13 protein-coding genes, 1 tRNA gene and 2 pseudogenes are annotated in these 17,232 nt (G+C 39.4%); 7 read left to right on the forward strand and 9 right to left on the reverse strand.

Annotated elements, in window-relative coordinates; translation table 11 throughout:
- Positions 1–81 precede the first annotated feature (81 nt).
- Entirely contained in the window at positions 82–612 is a 531-nt protein-coding gene (locus ACHJH3_RS09800) for an isoprenylcysteine carboxyl methyltransferase family protein (protein WP_407064648.1), read from the forward strand.
- A 36-nt stretch (positions 613–648) separates the two neighbouring features.
- Here ACHJH3_RS09800 and infC read toward each other — a convergent pair whose 3' ends face one another.
- Both infC and thrS read right to left on the reverse strand, forming a co-directional pair.
- Positions 649–1,167 (reverse strand): translation initiation factor IF-3, encoded by a 519-nt coding sequence (gene infC / locus ACHJH3_RS09805; protein ID WP_169942926.1) that lies wholly within the window; start codon positions 1,165–1,167, stop codon positions 649–651.
- Entirely contained in the window at positions 1,164–2,972 is a 1,809-nt protein-coding gene (gene thrS, locus ACHJH3_RS09810; protein WP_407064649.1) for a threonine--tRNA ligase, read from the reverse strand. Before thrS ends, infC begins: the two co-directional genes overlap by 4 nt.
- A gap of 540 nt (positions 2,973–3,512) precedes the next feature.
- On the opposite strand from thrS, the gene ACHJH3_RS09815 reads away from it, so the two are divergent.
- Entirely contained in the window at positions 3,513–5,000 is a 1,488-nt protein-coding gene (locus ACHJH3_RS09815) for a DUF1565 domain-containing protein (protein ID WP_407064650.1), read from the forward strand.
- Positions 5,001–5,226: 226 nt separating this feature from the next.
- On the opposite strand, the gene ACHJH3_RS09820 is transcribed toward ACHJH3_RS09815, so the two are convergent.
- The 3 genes and pseudogenes from ACHJH3_RS09820 to ACHJH3_RS09830 all read right to left on the reverse strand — a co-directional run.
- Positions 5,227–5,302: transfer RNA gene (locus tag ACHJH3_RS09820), tRNA-Val, on the reverse strand.
- Positions 5,303–5,421: 119 nt separating this feature from the next.
- Positions 5,422–5,811, reverse strand: a pseudogene (locus ACHJH3_RS09825) (methyl-accepting chemotaxis protein); the annotation flags it as partial.
- Between the two features lie 789 nt (positions 5,812–6,600).
- Positions 6,601–7,251, reverse strand: a pseudogene (locus tag ACHJH3_RS09830) (cache domain-containing protein); the annotation flags it as partial.
- Between the two features lie 370 nt (positions 7,252–7,621).
- On the opposite strand from ACHJH3_RS09830, the gene ACHJH3_RS09835 reads away from it, so the two are divergent.
- Positions 7,622–9,166: a flavocytochrome c gene (locus ACHJH3_RS09835; RefSeq protein WP_407064651.1), complete on the forward strand. Its 1,545-nt coding sequence runs from the start codon at positions 7,622–7,624 to the stop codon at positions 9,164–9,166.
- A 66-nt stretch (positions 9,167–9,232) separates the two neighbouring features.
- Here the strand turns inward: ACHJH3_RS09835 and ACHJH3_RS09840 are convergent, their stop codons facing one another.
- From ACHJH3_RS09840 to ACHJH3_RS09855, 4 genes are read right to left on the reverse strand one after another with little or no spacing between them, the layout of a single operon-like run.
- Positions 9,233–9,685: a DUF523 domain-containing protein gene (locus tag ACHJH3_RS09840; RefSeq protein ID WP_407064652.1), complete on the reverse strand. Its 453-nt coding sequence runs from the start codon at positions 9,683–9,685 to the stop codon at positions 9,233–9,235.
- Between the two features lie 48 nt (positions 9,686–9,733).
- A complete protein-coding gene (locus ACHJH3_RS09845) occupies positions 9,734–10,507 on the reverse strand; it encodes an ABC transporter ATP-binding protein (protein ID WP_407064653.1) in 774 nt (257 codons plus the stop codon).
- A complete protein-coding gene (locus ACHJH3_RS09850) occupies positions 10,504–11,544 on the reverse strand; it encodes a FecCD family ABC transporter permease (protein ID WP_407064654.1) in 1,041 nt (346 codons plus the stop codon). The genes ACHJH3_RS09845 and ACHJH3_RS09850 overlap by 4 nt, the downstream gene beginning before the upstream one ends.
- Entirely contained in the window at positions 11,534–12,685 is a 1,152-nt protein-coding gene (locus tag ACHJH3_RS09855; protein ID WP_407064655.1) for an ABC transporter substrate-binding protein, read from the reverse strand. Before ACHJH3_RS09855 ends, ACHJH3_RS09850 begins: the two co-directional genes overlap by 11 nt.
- Before the next feature lie 207 nt (positions 12,686–12,892).
- On the opposite strand from ACHJH3_RS09855, the gene proB reads away from it, so the two are divergent.
- From proB to proC, 4 genes are all read left to right on the forward strand, one after another.
- Positions 12,893–14,011 carry a glutamate 5-kinase gene (gene proB, locus ACHJH3_RS09860; RefSeq protein ID WP_407064656.1) on the forward strand — a complete coding sequence of 373 codons (1,119 nt, stop codon included), beginning with the start codon at positions 12,893–12,895 and terminating at the stop codon, positions 14,009–14,011.
- A gap of 8 nt (positions 14,012–14,019) precedes the next feature.
- Positions 14,020–15,267, forward strand: coding sequence for a glutamate-5-semialdehyde dehydrogenase (locus ACHJH3_RS09865; protein ID WP_407064657.1), 1,248 nt, complete (start codon positions 14,020–14,022; stop codon positions 15,265–15,267).
- 189 nt (positions 15,268–15,456) lie between these two features.
- Positions 15,457–16,398, forward strand: a complete 942-nt coding sequence (locus ACHJH3_RS09870; protein ID WP_407064658.1) for a DUF3137 domain-containing protein — start codon at positions 15,457–15,459, stop codon at positions 16,396–16,398.
- Positions 16,395–17,183, forward strand: a complete 789-nt coding sequence (proC, locus tag ACHJH3_RS09875) for a pyrroline-5-carboxylate reductase (protein WP_407064659.1) — start codon at positions 16,395–16,397, stop codon at positions 17,181–17,183. Before ACHJH3_RS09870 ends, proC begins: the two co-directional genes overlap by 4 nt.
- The last annotated feature ends 49 nt before the right edge of the window (positions 17,184–17,232 follow it).

The following is a 17,232-nucleotide window of genomic DNA, read 5'->3' on the forward strand; positions in this document are numbered from 1 at the left end:
AATGAAATCAGAAATCAATATACAAAAATGTATATTTAGATTTTTGATTTGTAGGGGGGTAATCATACAAGATTAAACGATATGGAATATTATATTTGGATTGCTGTTGTGGCGGTATTTGTGCTTAGGCTTTTGTTTTTAAAAATATCGATTCGAAACGAAAGATCTATACTGCAAAACGGAGGCAAGGAGTATGGTGTAAAAAATTCAAAGATCCTTACGATACTGCATATAGTTTTTTATCTGTCGTGCTTTATCGAAGCGATAGTAACAAAAGCCAAATTTAATACTCAAAGCGCCATAGGAGCGGGACTTATTGTATTTTCTATGATTATGCTTTATGTCGTTATATCTCTTTTAGACGGAATTTGGACGGTTAAGCTTATGGTCGCAAAAGAGCATAAGTTTAATAATCACTGGCTTTTTAAGACGGTTAAGCATCCTAATTATTTCTTAAATATCGTGCCTGAACTTATCGGGCTTGCGATGCTGTGCCATGCATTTTATTCTGCGGTAATTATCTTGCCGATTTACGCTTTTATACTTTATAGAAGAATAGAAGAGGAAAACCGTATTTTAAAAGAGATTATCATACCAAACGGCAATAAATAATAAAAAGAAAAGCCCTTTAAAAAGGGCTTTTGTAAATTAAGCTTTCTTTGGAGTTACAAGCATATTGACATAACGACCTTCGATGATAGGCTCTTTGTCTCTATTTCCTATATCTTTTATCATATCCCAAACTTTTTCAAGCATGACAACTCCGGCTTCAGGAGTAGCCATCTCGCGACCTTTTAGGAATACTCTAAATTTAACATGCTTTCCATCTTCAAGGAATTCAATAGCATGCTTAACCTTGTAGTTTATGTCGTTTTGTGCGATTTTTACCGATAGTTTTATCTCTTTTACATCGATAATTTTCTGCTTTTTCTTAGCTTCTTTTTGCTTTTTTTCCTGTTGATAACGGAATTTTCCATAGTCCATTATTTTGCAAACAGGCGGTTTTGCATCAGGCGCTATTAGCACTAGGTCAAGACCTTGTTTTTCAGCGATTTTTAAAGCCTCATCTCTTGAGATGATGCCATAGCTTGTGCCGTCATCGCCGACACATCTTACTTCACTCGCTCTTATCTCTTCGTTGAGCAATACTTCATTTTCTTTACTCAAAAATGCACCTCACTAAGTTTCTCCTTTAATAAAATGATAAATTCTTCTAGTTTCATATCTTTTTGCTCTCTGTTATGCCTGTCGCGTAGCGCTATACCGCTGTTTTGAGCTTCATTATCTCCTATAACTACTATCATAGGTACGCGCTGTTTTTCGGCACTTCTGATGCGTTTATTTAAGCTTTCGTTCTTGCTTGAAATTTCGCTATCGACATTGATTTTTCTAAGCTCTTTTGCAACTTGTTTAGCATAGTCTAAGTGGCTATCGTTGATAGGAACTATGACAACTTGCGTAGGAGCTATGAAAAACGGCAACTCTCCGCTTGTATGCTCTATCAAAATTCCTATAAATCTCTCAAAGCTTCCAAGTAGCGCGCGGTGAAGCATAACAGGACGTTTGCGTTCGTTGTTGCTATCTATATACCCAAGGTCAAATCTCTCAGGCAGGTTAAAATCAACCTGAATCGTTCCGCACTGCCATTTGCGTTTAAGCGCGTCTGTTATTTTGATGTCGATTTTTGGTCCGTAAAACGCTCCGCCGCCTTCATCTATTCCGTATTTAAATCCGTTTTCATCAAGCGCTTCTTTAAGGGCTTTTGTAGCCACATCCCAAATTTCATCATCGCCTATCGCTTTTGCCGGCTTTGTTGAAATTTCCATCTCATATTCAAAGCCGAAATTTTCCATTATCTTTCCGGCGAATGCTAAAATTTCCAGTATGTTTTCTTTGATTTGATCGGGAGAACAAAAGATATGCGAATCATCTTGCGCAAATTCTCTTACCCTAAAAAGTCCGTGCAAAACTCCGCTTTTTTCGTGGCGATGAACTACTCCGTATTCAAAAAATTTGACAGGCAAATCGCGATAAGAGCGAATTTCGCTTTGATAAACTTTGATGTGCCCGACGCAGTTCATAGGCTTAATGCCGTACTCCGCATCGTCAATAGTCGTAAAGTACATATTTTCTTTGTAGTTTGTGTAGTGTCCGCTCTTTTTCCATACATCGGCTTTTAAAAGCTCAGGCCCTCTAACAGGCTCGTAGCCTCTATCTCTGTGTGCTTTGTATAAAATTTGCTCCAGTTTGCTTCTTAGTCTTCCGCCGTTTGGTAGCCATATAGGAAGACCTCCGCCTACCTCTTCGTCAAAAGTAAATAGCTTCATCTCCGTGCCAAGCTTGCGATGATCGCGTTTTTTAGCCTCTTCTATGATACGAATATGCTCTTTTAAGCTCTCTTTATCTGCGTATGCCGTGCCGTAAATTCTAGTAAGCATTTCGCGTGTTTCGTCTCCGCCAAGGTATGCTCCGGCAACGCGAGTAAGTTTAAAAAATCTTAAAAATTTAGTATTTGGCACATGCGGTCCGCGACAAATATCTTCAAAAATTCCTTGAGAATACATAGTAACTTCGCCGTCCGGAATACGCTTTAAGACCTCTTGTTTTAAGTCGTCGTTTATAAATCTGTCGCTTATTTCTTTTTTTGTAAAACAGGTTTTTTCGATGTCTTTTTTAGCTTCGATAAGCTCTTTCATCTTGGCTTCTATCGCCTCTAAATCCGCCTCTCCGATCTTGCTATCAACCCTGAAATCATAATAAAATCCGTCTTCTATTGCAGGACCTACGAAAAATTTCGCTTCCGGATGAAGGCTTTTGATGGCTTCCGCCATAAGATGCGCACAACTATGTCTGATAACGCTTAAAGCCTCTTTTGAATTATCAAAATAAATAGGCTCTGCCGAATTTAAATCCTTGATACTTTGAGTATCGACTATCTCTCCGTTTAGTTTGTATGCGATTATATCGCTCATATTTTTCCTTTTTTTACCGAATATTCTTTTAAACACCAAAAGAATGATGAACGATTTTATCTAAAATGTATTTAAGCTTTTCTTAATATTTGATTTGCTAACGGTTTATTGAGAATCAAATTTGAACTTAAATTTGATTTCTTGTTATAAAAAGATACTCACTGTAAGACTTTGATTGGTATCAATATAATTAATTATATTTTAAGATATTTGGTGTTAGTATTTGAATCGTAAATGGATCGTGCAATATCTCGTCTTTGCATTGTTTTGATTCATTTTTCTCCCTATTTTTGTGGAAAGGAGTGGTTGCCTTTCCACAAGTTTTATTTTTTATCATATTCAAATTTCAATATATTAAAAAATAATTTAAGATTATTTAATGCTATATTAAAGTTTCATGTCGCCTTCTTGATAATTATTAATTCAAGTAACAATTTTTTACACTAATATCAAAATTTTTAAAGATATAAGACCAAACTAAAGATATAAATTTCAAATTTTTGTTATACTTAAAGAAACTTTAATATCAAGGAGGTTTTCATGAAACTAGTATCTTCGTTTTTGCTAAGTTGTTCGCTTGCCGCGGTATTTGCACTAGGCGCTGACATTTATGTATCCAAAGATAAAGGTTCAAATAAAAATTCCGGCACGAAAGATGCTCCTATGAAAAATATCCAAAAGGCTATTGATAAGGCTGGTGATGGAGACGTGATACACATCGCTCAAGGCAGATACTTTGGTACTATGGATATAGGCTATATCGAGATCAAGAAGTCAGTAACTCTTCTTGGTGGCTATAGTCCCGATTTTTCAAGTAGAGATACCGTCAAGTATCCTGTGTTGATCCAGCCCACAAATGCCTCAAACGCAACCGGAGCGCACAAACCTGCTCTTGATATACAGACCGAAAATGTTCCAAACACCACTATCGTCATAGACGGATTTATATTTGACAAGGGTGAGTCAAACAACTATCATGCTAAAGACGGCAAGCCTGAAGGCGTTGAGACTGGTATGCTTCTTCACCCGCCTATGAAAGGCGTTCAGCAATACGTTACTACCGATACTCCGCTCATAAAAGGCAGGGCAAGCAGTGATATTACTATACAAAACTGCTTTTTCTTAAACAGTCCAAACTACGGCATTATGCTTGGAAATAGAAAGGGCAATATAGTTATAAAAAATAACGTCTTCGTAGGCAACGCTTTTGCCGGTGTTGAAATTTTCGGCACTTCTGCCAAACCGCATGAGACTAAGCTTGAGTTGGCGTATAACACCATACTTTTCAACTGGTCTAGGACAAAAGACCTTTCCACATTTGGTTACGGCACTAGAATTATGACAAATATGGACTATAACATACATCACAACATCATAGGTCTTAGCATCCTTTCTGGTATAGCAAATACAAGGATTGATAAAACTAAAGAAGTTGAAGTAAACGATAACTTGTTTTTCTTAAACAGAGAATTTGATATGAGCTTGCCTTCTCAAGGCGGAATTTTTATGAAGATAAAGGCTGCTGATTTTGAGGAGATAGAAAGCCTTAAAAGCGCTTCAGGCAATAAAGAGATAACCGATCTTGAGGGGCTAAAAGATGCGATAAACAAGGAGTATCTAAATGCATTTTTAAACGTTAGCTACACCGAAAAGACTCTTCTTGATCCAAATTCAGCTGCAAATATGCTTAGAGAGACTATGGGTCTAAACAAGCAAGGAGTGATAAATTCAAAGGTAACTATGTACGCCAACAAATACCCGCTGCAAGATGCCTTTAAGCTTGTAGCTGCGGTAAGCGGTTATGGCGCTCAGAGTATGAGTGATAGTGGATCAGCTCAGCCAGTTGCGGTGCCAAGTGCAAATGAGTCCAGCCAAACTACACCGCCTGTAGAGCAGCCAAAGCAAGAGCCTGCACCATCCATGGAAAGTAACCAAACTATGAATTCTCAAGCTAGCGAAGCAAATAAAACTATGGATATGCCAGCACAGCCCGAGCCTGCAAGTAGCGAAGCAAACGCTACAAGATAATATTTAAAAGGAGCTAGTTATAAAATTCGCTCCTTTTATGTACCTACTCTCTTAAATTTTTGTTTGAGGGGGTTGGATTTTATATATAGAAAATTTAGCTTTAGCTTTTTCTTGTAAATTTATTTTTACCATATAAAATTTTAAAAAATTAATATGAAAGTGTGTTTTATTTTAGTCTTTCTTGGGTTGAGTCTGGTTAAATTTGATACCAAATTTAGAGTTAAAATGGTGGCCACGAGAGGACTTGAACCTCCGACCACTACCATGTCAAGGTAGTGCTCTACCAGCTGAGCTACGCGACCATCAAGTAGGTGTGTATTGTAGCAAGTTAAAGTTAAAATTTATTTGAAATTTGGCTTTTTAAGCTCAAATTTCAAATGCAAAATCAAAATTTAAAGAGCCAAATTCGACTCTTTAAAAACTAAAATTTATTTTTTCTAACCTGATCTAGCCCCTCATCGGCTATCTTTTTTACTTCGTTAGCGATTGTTTTTGTGTCGTTAGCTGATTGAACGTTATTCTTTGTAAGAGTATCAACCTCTACTAGCGAGCCGTTTATCTGCGAGATGGCTCCTGTTTGTTCTTTTATGCTCTCACTCATATCGTTGATGCTTTGAACAAGCACGTTGATGTTGGCTTCTATCTCGCCAAGCGACTTTTGAGTGCGCTCGGCAAGGTTTCTTACTTCATCGGCAACCACAGCAAAGCCTCTGCCGTGCTCTCCGGCGCGAGCGGCCTCTATGGCTGCGTTAAGCGCAAGCAGGTTTGTTTGATCTGCAATATCTCTAATGATATCAATTACGTGCTGTATATCTTCACTTTGCCTTATCACTTCTCCCGAACGTTGAGCGATAGAGCTCATTGAAGCGCTCATCTGCTCAACTGCTGCCGCGCTTTCTTGTAAATTTGAAGCCTGCTTTCTGGCACCGTTGTCTAAATTTTGAACGATATTTGTTAAAAATACAGCCTTATCGTTTAAACTATTTGCGTTATCCAAGCTATTTTTTAACATAGATGAAACAACTTCGCCCATATTATTTACGCCATCTATCATTGCTTTTAGTTCGCCTTCAAGCTTTACGTTGCACTCTATACGAGGAGTAAAGTCGTTGTTAGAGTATGTGTTTAGAGCGTTTGTTACGTTTTTTAAATTTTGTGCTAATGAACTAAATAGCGTGTTTAAAAGAATTTTTAGCTGTTTTAGTTCGGGATTATTTGGTTCGCAAACCAAATTCGAGTTTAGGTGCCCATTTATCATTGTAGTAGCAGTGGTGTTTATCTCCTCTATCATGCAAGCGTCTTTACTTATGCCGGCAGTTACTTTATCGATATTTGAGTTGATATTATCAGCCATTTGGGCAAATTCATCTTTTGTGTGAAGTACGATTTTGTCCGCACTTGTCGTTTCATGAGTTACAAATTTAAAAAATTGATTTAAGCCCTGTTGGATCATTTTAATAGGTTTAAGGGATTTTTTAATTATAAAAAACACCAATAACGATAGTATAGTGATAAATATTGATGCCAAAATAGCCTGAGAGTAAACTATCTGACTTATGCTGTCATCTAAAAATTTGCCCGATATAGTAGATACGGCAAGCCATCCTCTGTTGTTTATTTTGGCTATTTTAGCGTATGTGCGCTCGCCTCTTGAATTTATGTAGTCTATAAATTGATCGCGATTATAGTTGCTACTTTTTACCAAATTTACTAAATTTTTAGTAGCCTCTGTCGTCTCTCCGATAAGTTTTTCGACGTGATGGACTAAAATTTTGCCTTCCGAGTTCATTATATAGACGTAGCTGTGGTCGGTTTTGCCTATGCTTACTACTTTGCTTATCATGTCGCTTAGAGGTAAATTGATAGCGGTTGCACCTACAAAAACGCCATTTTTCTTAATCGGAGCCGTGAAAGCTATCGCCATTTTTTTATCGCTAACGGACATATGAGGCTCTGCGTAGGCTGCTTTGTCTAGGCTTTTTGCAGTTTTATACCAGCCTCTTGTGCGTGGGTCATATCCGTCGGCCGCGCTTTGAGTTTTGCCGTTTGATCTATACATCATAGATGTTTCATATCCCGCATACGCAAGCATACTTCCGCTTAGCTCTTTGGCGACTTTAAGGTAATTAGTCATCTGCTCTTCGTTGTAGTCTTTATCACTTATAAATTCGCCCATGTGCTTGATAAACTGTTCTTTATCGTAAAAGATATTTGCAACGTCTTTTAGAATTTGATCTTGAGCTTGATTCATTAGATAAATAGTTTTATCTTTTGTTATATCGTAGCTAAAATACGAAAAAGCCGAAAAACAAAGCACTAAAGCTAGCACTAAAATAAGTGTGATTTTGTTCGCAATTGATCTCAAATTTACCCTTTGTTAAAATTTATAAAAAAGTTAGGATTATAGCCAAGCGCAATTAAAAGCCAAATAAAAAGTAAAAATTAATTTTTTTATAACAAATATTTATTTAAAAATATAATTTTGACCTTTTTTATTTAATGATTTACATTTTTTAAAATATTTTTTGTAAAGTAAATTTAATTTTTGTATTTAAAATTATATTAATTAAAACATTATTCTGCTAAAATTCATGAAATTTCATCTTAAACAAGGAGGCGATATGCAAAACACTCTATCAAGACGTGATTTTGTGAAATTTGGTGCCGCTACAGCGGGAATTCTCGCACTTAGCGGTATAAATGCACAGGCTGCCGTAGCGCAAAAAGATGTTAAATTCGATGAGGAATTTGATGTCGTCGTTATAGGTTCGGGTTTTGCGGGGCTTGCGGCTGCAGTTAAAGCCGCCGAGCGAGGCAAGAAGGTTCTTGTTCTTGAAAAGATGGGACGTGTAGGCGGGAATTCGGCTATCAACGGCGGAGTTATGGCGGTTCCGATGAATAAGGTTCAAGAAAAAAACGGCATAAAAGACTCGCCTGAACTCTTTAAAGAAGACTGCTTAAAAGCGGGACTAAACATAAACCACACCGAGCTTCTTGATACCATTGCCGCAAGAGCAAACGACGCTTTGGAATTTGTAGTTAAGCACGGAGCGCAGTTTAAAGACAGCCATAATGCTTGGATGGGCGGACACAGTGTCGCTAGATCGATGATCACTACCAACGATAGCGGTTCGGGCATAGTTCAGCCTCTAGCTGCGGCGTTTGAAAAATTTGATGGTTGCAAGCTCTTAAAAAGAACTAAAATGGATGATTTTATCGTAGATGACAGCGGTAGAGTCGTAGGAGTAACGGCAAGAGAGGAGTATAAATTTGACGGCAAACTCTTTAGCGACGACCTTGAAAACACAACCGGAACGAAAAAAGCGTTTAAAGCAAAAGATGGTGTTGTGCTGGCTTCAGGCGGCTTTTGCAACGATAAAATTTTAAGAAAACTGCAAGATCCAAGAATCCCTGATAACGTTGATTCTACAAACCACCAAGGCGCAACCGCAGGAGTACTTTTAAAGGCGTTAAAGTTGGGCGCTATGCCTGTGCATATTGATTGGATTCAGTTTGGTCCTTGGGCAAGCCCTGATGAAAGAGGCTTTGGTTCAGCCCCGATCCTCACTCAGCAAGGTACGTTTAAATACGGCATAGCGGTTGATGTAAAGACCGGCAAGCGCTTCATGAACGAGTTAGCCGATAGAAAAACCAGAGCGGACGCTGAATTTAAGATACTGGTAAAAGATCCTAAGGCTTTCCCTGTGACATTTACGACTAAAGAGGGCTTTAGAGAGCTTAACCCTGGGTTGGTAGAAAAAGCGATGACAAGCGGAGTGATGAAAGAGTTTGTAACTCTTGATGATCTGGCGAAAAATTACTCGATTCCGGCAGATGAGCTAAAAGCAAGTGTGGCTAAATATAACGAAGGCGTAAAGGCCGGCAAAGATGAATTCGGCAAGAAAGTAGATCAGCTAAAAGGCGAGGGCATTAAAGAGAGCGGTCCTTACTACGCGATACGCCTATCGCCAAAACCTCACCACACCATGGGCGGACTTAAGATAAACACAAAAGCTCAAGTCATCAGCTCCGATACGAACGCACCTATCGCAGGGCTTTACGCAGCTGGCGAGATCACAGGTGGTACTCACGGAGCAAGCCGCCTAGGAAGCAACGCAATAACAGATTGCATAGTCTTTGGTATGATAGCGGGCGAAAATTTATAGCCAAATTTGGGACGTCCAAGCGGCGTCTCAATCTCTTTAAATTTGTAGTATAAATAGCTGCAAAAACTACTTTGTTATATCATCTAAGCTGAAATTTTCATCTAAAATTTTTATGCCCAGTTGCTTTAGGGCTCTTGCCGTAAAGCCATCGCCTGTTTTAAGAGTTTTGCTAAATGTTCCGTCGTATATAAGCTTGCTTCCGCAACTTGGGCTTTTGGATTTTAAAACGGCGAATTTGCAGCCATTTTTTAAGGCTAGATCGGCACAAATTTTAGCCCCTTTTAAAAACTGCTCGGTTACGTCCTTGCCGCTTTTTGTAAAGACTTTTTCGCCATTTATCTCAGCTACCTCTCTTGGAGTTGCAAGCCCGCCAAGCTCTTCGGGACAGACGGATAAAATTTCATAGTTCAAAGCAAGGTGGTTAAATTTGCGCTCAAGCTCATCTGTTTGGTTGTTTGAGCCGTTGTATTTGCAGTTTACGCCAAGCAAGCAGGCACTTACTAAAATTTTCTCTTTCACTTTAAATTCCTAAATTTAAAGCCAATTGTACCTATTTAGAAGTTAAAATCATAAATTCGGAAATATTATATCGCGCTCTTCAAGGCTTTTAAATTTGCAAGTATCGCCGTAAATTCGCTTTAAAAACTCATTGTTTATGATATCTTTTACCTTGCCTCTAGCTACCACTTCGCCTTTGTCAAACGCCACGACCTCATCGCAAAACCATAATATATGGTTTGGCTCATGTGTGCATATCATGATCGTTTTGCCCTCGCTTGCGATCTTTTGCAGAATTTTCCAAAGCAAAATTTGGTTTTTAAAATCAAGCGCGGATGTGGGCTCATCAAGTAGCATCAAAGGTGTTTCTTGCGCCAAAGCACGCGCGATAAATACAAGCTGGCGCTGACCTCCGCTAAGCTCGCTCATGCGCTTATCGGCAAGCTCTGATATACCGATAAACTCCATCGCCTCGCGCACTACCTGCTTATCCTTTTTGCTTGGACCAAATATGCTTTTTATGTGAGGAGAGCGCCCCATGAGCACGATATCTTTTGCGTAAAATGGGAAATTTAGCTCCAAATTTTGAGCTACGTAAGCGATATTTTTAGCCAGCCAAGATGAGTTCTTGCGGTTTGAAACCTCCGAATTTATGAGGATCTCGCCGTCTTTAAGCTCCAAGAAATTCATACAACAGTTAAAAAATGTGCTCTTGCCGCTTCCGTTTGCTCCAAGCAGTCCGCAGATCGTGCCTCTTTTAACGCTTAAATTTATATTTTTAAGCGCAAAATCCCCATAACTAAACGATAAATTTTTAGCCTCAAGCATATTTGAAAAACTCATTTTAAAAGCTCCTTTGCTTTGCTTCTTAAAAGCACTATCAAAAACGGCGCGCCCACAAGCGAAGTGATGATACCAACGGGAATTTCGGCCATCGTTATCGTGCGCGCTAAGGTGTCGCATATAAGCAGATAAATCCCGCCCAAAAGCCCAGCTATCGGTAGCACCCAGCGGTTATCGGGCCCTATTAGAAGTCTTGCCACATGCGGCATGATAAGCCCTATCCAAGCGATTATACCGACATTTGCCACGCAGGTTGCCGTCATAAGCGTGGCTATGACGATAAAGATAAATTTGTATTTTTCGGGATTTATACCGAGGCTTTTTGCTTGATTATCCCCTAAAGAGAGCAAATTTAGCTTCCAAGAAAGCGCGCTTAAAACCGCAAAACACACCGCAACGACTGCTAAAATTTCGCCAAGCGCGTCCCATTTGGAGTAGTATAAGCCACCCATCATCCAAAACGTTATCTCGCGAAGTTGCGCATCCTCGCTTACATACTTGATGATAGAAACACCTGCCGAAAATATCGAGCCTACGATCACGCCTGAAAGTATGAGCCCTACCACAGGCACTATGCCACGGTTTCGCGCTAATGTGTAAGATAAAAATACTGCCAAAAGCGAAAACACAAAAGCGCTTGCCGTTATGTTTAGGAAAAATCCCGCAAATATAATCCCAAATGCCGCTCCAAGCGCAGCTCCCGAGCTAGCTCCAAGGATAAACGGCTCTACAAGCGGATTTCTAAAACAGGCTTGATATACGGCACCTGCGTTTGATAGGGCAAAGCCGATGATGGCTGCGGTTAAAATTCGAGGCATTCTGATATCAAAAACCACGATCTGATCCATTTTTGTTATGCCCGAAGCCTCTAAATCAAAAAGCTTAAGTGCTAGCACACTAATTATCTTGCTGACGGAAATTTTATAATCCCCAAGCATGAGTGCCGCGACCATGCAAACGGCAAGTATCGCGACGAGAAATATTAAAAATACATATTTTGATTCAAATTTTGACTTAGCACTCTCGCTAGAAGTCATCTTCCACGGTCCAGTCTAAAATTTGCTCGCTTCTTAGCGCCTTAGCCGTAGCGTCATCTACGTCGTAAACGTCCTTATAAAATTTAAGCACGAACTCATGAACCTTTATGTCGCTAAATAGCTTTGGATACGCAGCTTTTGCGATGATTAGCATGTCGATAGGGTATTCAACGCGTCTAGCGCAGTTCATCGGCGACCAAGGCATCGCATATACGCGCTTGTTTTGCACCGCTTTTAGCTCGCCTAGCTTTTCAAAGTCAGGAGAGTCCAGAAGCTCGCTTGCAGGGTGATAGCCGTTTGATGTAGGAAGCACGATCACATCAGGATCTATCGCGTAAAGCTGCTCAGTGCTTAAGATCACGTTTGTGCCATCGCCCGTAAATGCGTTTTTAGCACCTGCGACATTTTGTATGATGAAAGATTCGGGCGTATTTACTCCGTAAGCTGTCGCCATACCGCCGTTTTTGCGGACGTTTGGATTAAGCCCCATATAAAGCATGCTTACTTTTTCGTTCTCTTTTAGCTTGGCTGTTCGCTCCTCTATGAGCTTTTGAGTGCTGTCAAGATATTCAAATAGCTTAAGCGCCTTTTGCCTTTGATTAAACACGTCGCCAAGAACTCTCATCTCCTCTTTCATCGTCGAAATTTCAGCTCCTTTAGGCGCGTAGATCACTACAAGCGGAAGTCCTAGAGCCTCGATAGTTGAGATAGTCTTTTCGACTGCGTCTTTGTTTGAGCCTCTAAGTGTGCAGTCACCGACGCGAAGGATGACTAGCTGAGGATTTTCGTTGGCTAAATTTTCAAAGTTTATCACGTTTCCTTGCGGTGAATTTATGCAGGTTAGTTCATCAAGCCAAGGGTGAAGATACTTCATCGTGTTCCAGCCGCGAAGCGTGTAGCTCTCGCCCGAACACCTTGTGAAGGAGTATTTGTAGTCTCTTTTCATCGACCAAGAGCCGATAACCTTAACCTTGTCAATCACGCCAAGATGCGTCATCACGCCTTCGACAAAGCCATCATCGATAGTCGCTATCTTCGTAAGCGGTTCGGCTATTTTAACCTCTACGCCGCGCATATCTTTTATGACGCTAGCGCCAAACGCCAAATTTATAATCATAAAAACAGCTAATAAAAACCTCATAAATGCCCCTTTTAGCGATAAATTTCAGCTTTTATGATGTTAGCTAAAATATGATAAAAAAGAATTTAATATTATTTAAGCATATTTTTTGATTATCAATCTTACTTAAACGATTGAAATTTGAAAATTAACGGCTAAATTTAAGGCTTTAAAAGCATAGCCATACTATACTTTTGATAAATTTAAAAGCCAAATTTAAGGTTTGAGATGGACAGAAAAAAGCTCTTAAAAGATGTTCGCAAAATCGTCGTTAAGGTCGGCACTTCAACGCTTACTAAAAGCGACGGCAAGCTTAATGAAGATAAGATTAAAAAAATAGTTGCGAATTTAAGTGCGCTTAGCGATTTAGGATATGAAATTTTACTTGTTACCTCAGGTGCAGTCGGAGCGGGTATGGGGCAGCTAAATTTAACTCAAAAACCAAAAACTCTAAGCGAAAAACAAGCAGTTGCAAGCGTGGGACAAGTGGCTTTAATGCATCTTTATCAAATTCTTTTTTGGGCGCATTCAAAGACTATCGCGCAGCTTCTTCTTACAAGGAGCGATTTTAGCGATCGTCAAAGGTATCTAAACGCAAGAAACGTCTGTAATGCACTTCTTGATAAAAAGATAATTCCGATTATAAACGAAAACGATCCTGTCGTAAGCGACGAGCTGAAAGTAGGCGATAACGACACTCTTTCGGCTCTTGTGGCGGGTTTGGTTGATGCCGATTTGCTTATTATTTTAAGCGATATTAACGGGCTTTATGATAAAAATCCGAGCAAATTTAAAGACGCAAAACTCATAAATTCGGTAGAAAATATCGACGAGAGCATCAAAAATATGGCCGAAGGCGAGGGAAGTAAATTTGGCACCGGCGGAATGAAAACGAAGATAACCGCAGCCGAAATGGCTACTAAAATCGGCACAAATTTGATCATCGCAAGCGGAGAAGATCCTGCAAATATAGTGCGCGCAGTTAATGGCGAAGAAGTGGGAACGCTCTTTTTACGCCAAGATAAAAAGATAAATTCACGCAAATATTGGCTTGCTTACGGCACGTCTCAAAAGGGAAATTTGATAATTGATGACGGAGCCTTAAAAGCGTTAAAAAACGGCAAGAGCTTGCTGGCTGTAGGCATTTGCGAGGTGCAAGGAGAATTCAAGCGCGGTCAGGTAGTAAAGATAACCACAGGAAGCAAGCTTGTAGCAAAGGGTATCAGCAACTACTCATCAAGCGAAATTGCGCTCATCAAAGGGCGAAAAAGCGAGGATATAGAGGAAATTTTGGGACACAAATACGATGATAATGTCGTGCATATTGATAATTTGATGTTGGTTTAGGAGATAAAATGAGTGAAATTTTAGAAATTTGCCAAAAGGCAAAAGCATCTTGCACTGAGCTTTTAAACTTAAGCGAAGGCACAAAAAACGAAATTTTAAGAGCCGTTGCAAGTGAAATTTTAGCTTGCAAAGAGGAGATAAAAGCGGCGAATTTGATCGACCTTGAAAACGGCGAAAAGTCAGGTTTGAGCGCGGCACTTCTTGATAGACTTAAGCTGAGTGATTCTAGGATCGAAGCGATGGCGCAAGGCGTGCTAGAGCTTGCAAATTTCCCCGATCCTATCGGAGAAATTTTAGATGGATGGAGGCATAAAAACGGCATGCAGATAAGCAAAATTCGCGTGCCTCTTGGCGTGCTTGGCATCATCTACGAATCCCGCCCAAACGTTACTATAGATGCCGCAGCCTTGGCGCTTAAATCCTCAAATGCAGTTATCCTAAGAGGGTCTGCAAATGCGATAAGCTCGAATAAATTTCTTGTAAATTTGTTTAATAGAGTCGCGGACAAATTCTCTCTTCCTAAAAATGCCGTGCAGCTAATTACAAACACGGATCGCAAGGCCGTAAGCGAAATGATAAAAATGCACGAATTTATCGATGTCCTAATCCCGCGCGGAGGTAAAAATTTAAAGGAATTTATCATCCAAAACGCAACGATTCCGGTCATAGAAACGGGTGCTGGAGTGTGTCATATCTATGTTGATGAGAGTGCGAATTTAAATGAGGCCATAGAGATCATAAAAAACGCCAAAACTCAGCGTCCAAGCACTTGTAATAGCGTTGAATGCGTGCTTTTACACGAAAAAATAGCCGATGAAATTTTGCCTAGCTTGATCGCTAAACTTGATAATGTCGAGCTAAGACTTGATAGAAATTTATATGAAAATTTCGGCGGTTTTAGCAATGTGCGCCTTGCGAGCAAGGAGGACTTCGGAGAGGAGTTTTTAGACCTCGTTTTGGCGGTAAAATCGGTGCAGGACACTAGCGAAGCGATAAGCTATATAAATTCCCATTCAAGCGGGCATTCTGATAGTATCTTAAGCCAAAATTATGAAAATATCGAGAAGTTCTTAAATGCGGTTGATAGTGCGGTTGTGTATGCTAATGCTTCTACGCGATTTAGCGACGGAGGAGAATTTGGCTTTGGCGGAGAGATAGGTATCAGTACGCAAAAGCTTCATGCACGCGGACCTATGGGCGTAAAAGAGCTTACGACGGTTAAATATGTCGTTAGAGGAAACGGGCAAATTCGCTGATAAGGCTTAGTTTTTTATACTTACGCCAAGTTGAAATTTTATTTTCAAGCTTGGTAGGCTACGTGTTTAGTCTGCACTTAAAAATTAAATTTCGCCTTGCCTAATCAAAAATCGCTTCTAAAAATGTACGATTGCTTGCTTTGTGCTTAGCCTGATTTTTGATTTGATTGTTTTAATTTAAGGATAAATATGGATTTAAATCAAGCCATTTTGCTTACTAGACAAAAGCAAATCGAATATCAAAAAACAGTTATAAAAATATCGGTTTTATTTGCTCTGTTTGTATGTTTGATATTTTTTGCGTGGTCTTTTGTGGATACGACAGTTGCAAAGATTATAATAGGTACAATTTGTGGTATTGTTTTTATTGTATCTTGTTTATACTTCTTGTATGTGTTGCTAAATAGCGAAAACGACTATCTGCTTTTTTATAAAGATGTTTTTGTAAAGACAGCAATCACCGATCTTGAGCTAAATTTAAAATATGAGCATTGGGAAGGAGTTAAGCAAAGCGAATTTAAAAAAGTTGGCATTTTTAGGTGTATTAATATCAAAGGAGAGGATCAGATAAGCGGTGAACTATACGGGATAAAATTTTATTTTAGCGAGGCAAAAAATATTAATAATTCCTATCTATGCGCAGAAAATATGTTGCTTTTTGGTTTATCGATTGCCGCTATTATTTACGAAAGATTTGCAAATGATAATTTTAATGGTAGCGTTTTGATTTGCGAGCTTAATAAGGAGTTTGAAAATCAAATTATAATAGTTAATCAAGAGCTTGCTGCTGAGCGTTTTAGCGATAAGAGATCTGTCGATAATATTGATTTTGCAGGTGAGTTTTGCGTATTTACGGAAGATGAGACTAAAGCAAGAGATTTTCTAACATATTCTTTTATGAAGCGCCTATCTGCTTTGATGCAAAATTTAAACGATAAATTTAGCCTATGTGCGGCTTTTGTGGATGATAAATTTTATCTATTTTTAAACGACTCTTGCGATAAATTTCAAACCTCTATATTTAGCAAATCAGTAAGTTTAAAAACAGCTCATAATATTCAAGCGCAAATAAGAGATATTTTAGATATTATTAAAGAGCTAAATTTGATGATAAATAAGGAGAAAAGATGAAAATAGGATTTATCGGCGCGGGGAATATGGGAAGTGCGATGATAGCGGCAGTTGCAAATTCTAAATTTGCTGATTTGGCGGAGATTTTCGTCTATGATAGAAGCAAAAACGAGAATTTAAAGTTCAAATTTGGCATTACTCCGCTTGCTAATGAGCGTGAAGTAGTGCAAAACGCAGATATAGTCGTGCTTGCCGTTAAGCCAAACTGTTATGAAAACCTCTTAAATTTGATCAAAAAAGATATAAAAGACCAGATTGTCATTACTTTAGCGCCAAATTTCAGCATGGAAAAAGTAGCGAGCATAATCGGCGAGAATAAAAAGATAGTAAGAACCATGCCAAACACTCCTGCAGCGATCGGTGAGGGCGTGACGGCGGTAAGTTTCGGAGAAAATTTAAGCGCTCAAGAAAAAGATAGCGTGATGAACCTGCTTGCTTGCTTCGGCACGGCGCATGAGATAAACGAGTCGCTCATGGGTGCGTTTGTGGGTATTGCAGGAAGCTTGCCTGCGTATGTGTATGTATTTATCGAGGCTTTAGCCGATGCGGGAGTGCTAAACGGAATTCCTCGCGCCAAGGCTTACGAGATAGTTGCGGCAAGCATCGCAGGAAGTGCGGATATGGTGCTAAAAAGCGGCAAGCATCCCGCAGTGCTTAAAGATGAGGTCTGCTCGCCGTCGGGAACTACGATAGAAGCGCTTAGAGTGCTTGAAGAAAGAGGTTTTAGATCAGCCGTGATAGAGGCAGTAAATGCCGCCACTCTTAAGGCAAACGGCAAAATTTAAGTCTAAATTCGCAAGCTTGATCCGCTAAAATCATAAATAAACTTAAGGA

This window comes from Campylobacter canis (assembly GCF_045504005.1).
Classification (GTDB): Bacteria; Campylobacterota; Campylobacteria; order Campylobacterales; family Campylobacteraceae; genus Campylobacter_A; species Campylobacter_A canis.

What these genes read in the sequence shown, in the direction of transcription:
- ACHJH3_RS09835 (WP_407064651.1), top strand. Translation starts at nt 7,622, where the DNA reads ATGCAAAACACTCTATCAAGACGTGATTTTGTGAAATTTGGTGCCGCT.
- proB (WP_407064656.1), top strand. Translation starts at nt 12,893, where the DNA reads ATGGACAGAAAAAAGCTCTTAAAAGATGTTCGCAAAATCGTCGTTAAG.
- ACHJH3_RS09865 (WP_407064657.1), top strand. Translation starts at nt 14,020, where the DNA reads ATGAGTGAAATTTTAGAAATTTGCCAAAAGGCAAAAGCATCTTGCACT.
- ACHJH3_RS09845 (WP_407064653.1), bottom strand. Translation starts at nt 10,507, where the DNA reads ATGAGTTTTTCAAATATGCTTGAGGCTAAAAATTTATCGTTTAGTTAT.
- thrS (WP_407064649.1), bottom strand. Translation starts at nt 2,972, where the DNA reads ATGAGCGATATAATCGCATACAAACTAAACGGAGAGATAGTCGATACT.
- ACHJH3_RS09815 (WP_407064650.1), top strand. Translation starts at nt 3,513, where the DNA reads ATGAAACTAGTATCTTCGTTTTTGCTAAGTTGTTCGCTTGCCGCGGTA.
- ACHJH3_RS09870 (WP_407064658.1), top strand. Translation starts at nt 15,457, where the DNA reads ATGGATTTAAATCAAGCCATTTTGCTTACTAGACAAAAGCAAATCGAA.
- ACHJH3_RS09850 (WP_407064654.1), bottom strand. Translation starts at nt 11,544, where the DNA reads ATGACTTCTAGCGAGAGTGCTAAGTCAAAATTTGAATCAAAATATGTA.
- ACHJH3_RS09800 (WP_407064648.1), top strand. Translation starts at nt 82, where the DNA reads ATGGAATATTATATTTGGATTGCTGTTGTGGCGGTATTTGTGCTTAGG.
- ACHJH3_RS09855 (WP_407064655.1), bottom strand. Translation starts at nt 12,685, where the DNA reads ATGAGGTTTTTATTAGCTGTTTTTATGATTATAAATTTGGCGTTTGGC.
- proC (WP_407064659.1), top strand. Translation starts at nt 16,395, where the DNA reads ATGAAAATAGGATTTATCGGCGCGGGGAATATGGGAAGTGCGATGATA.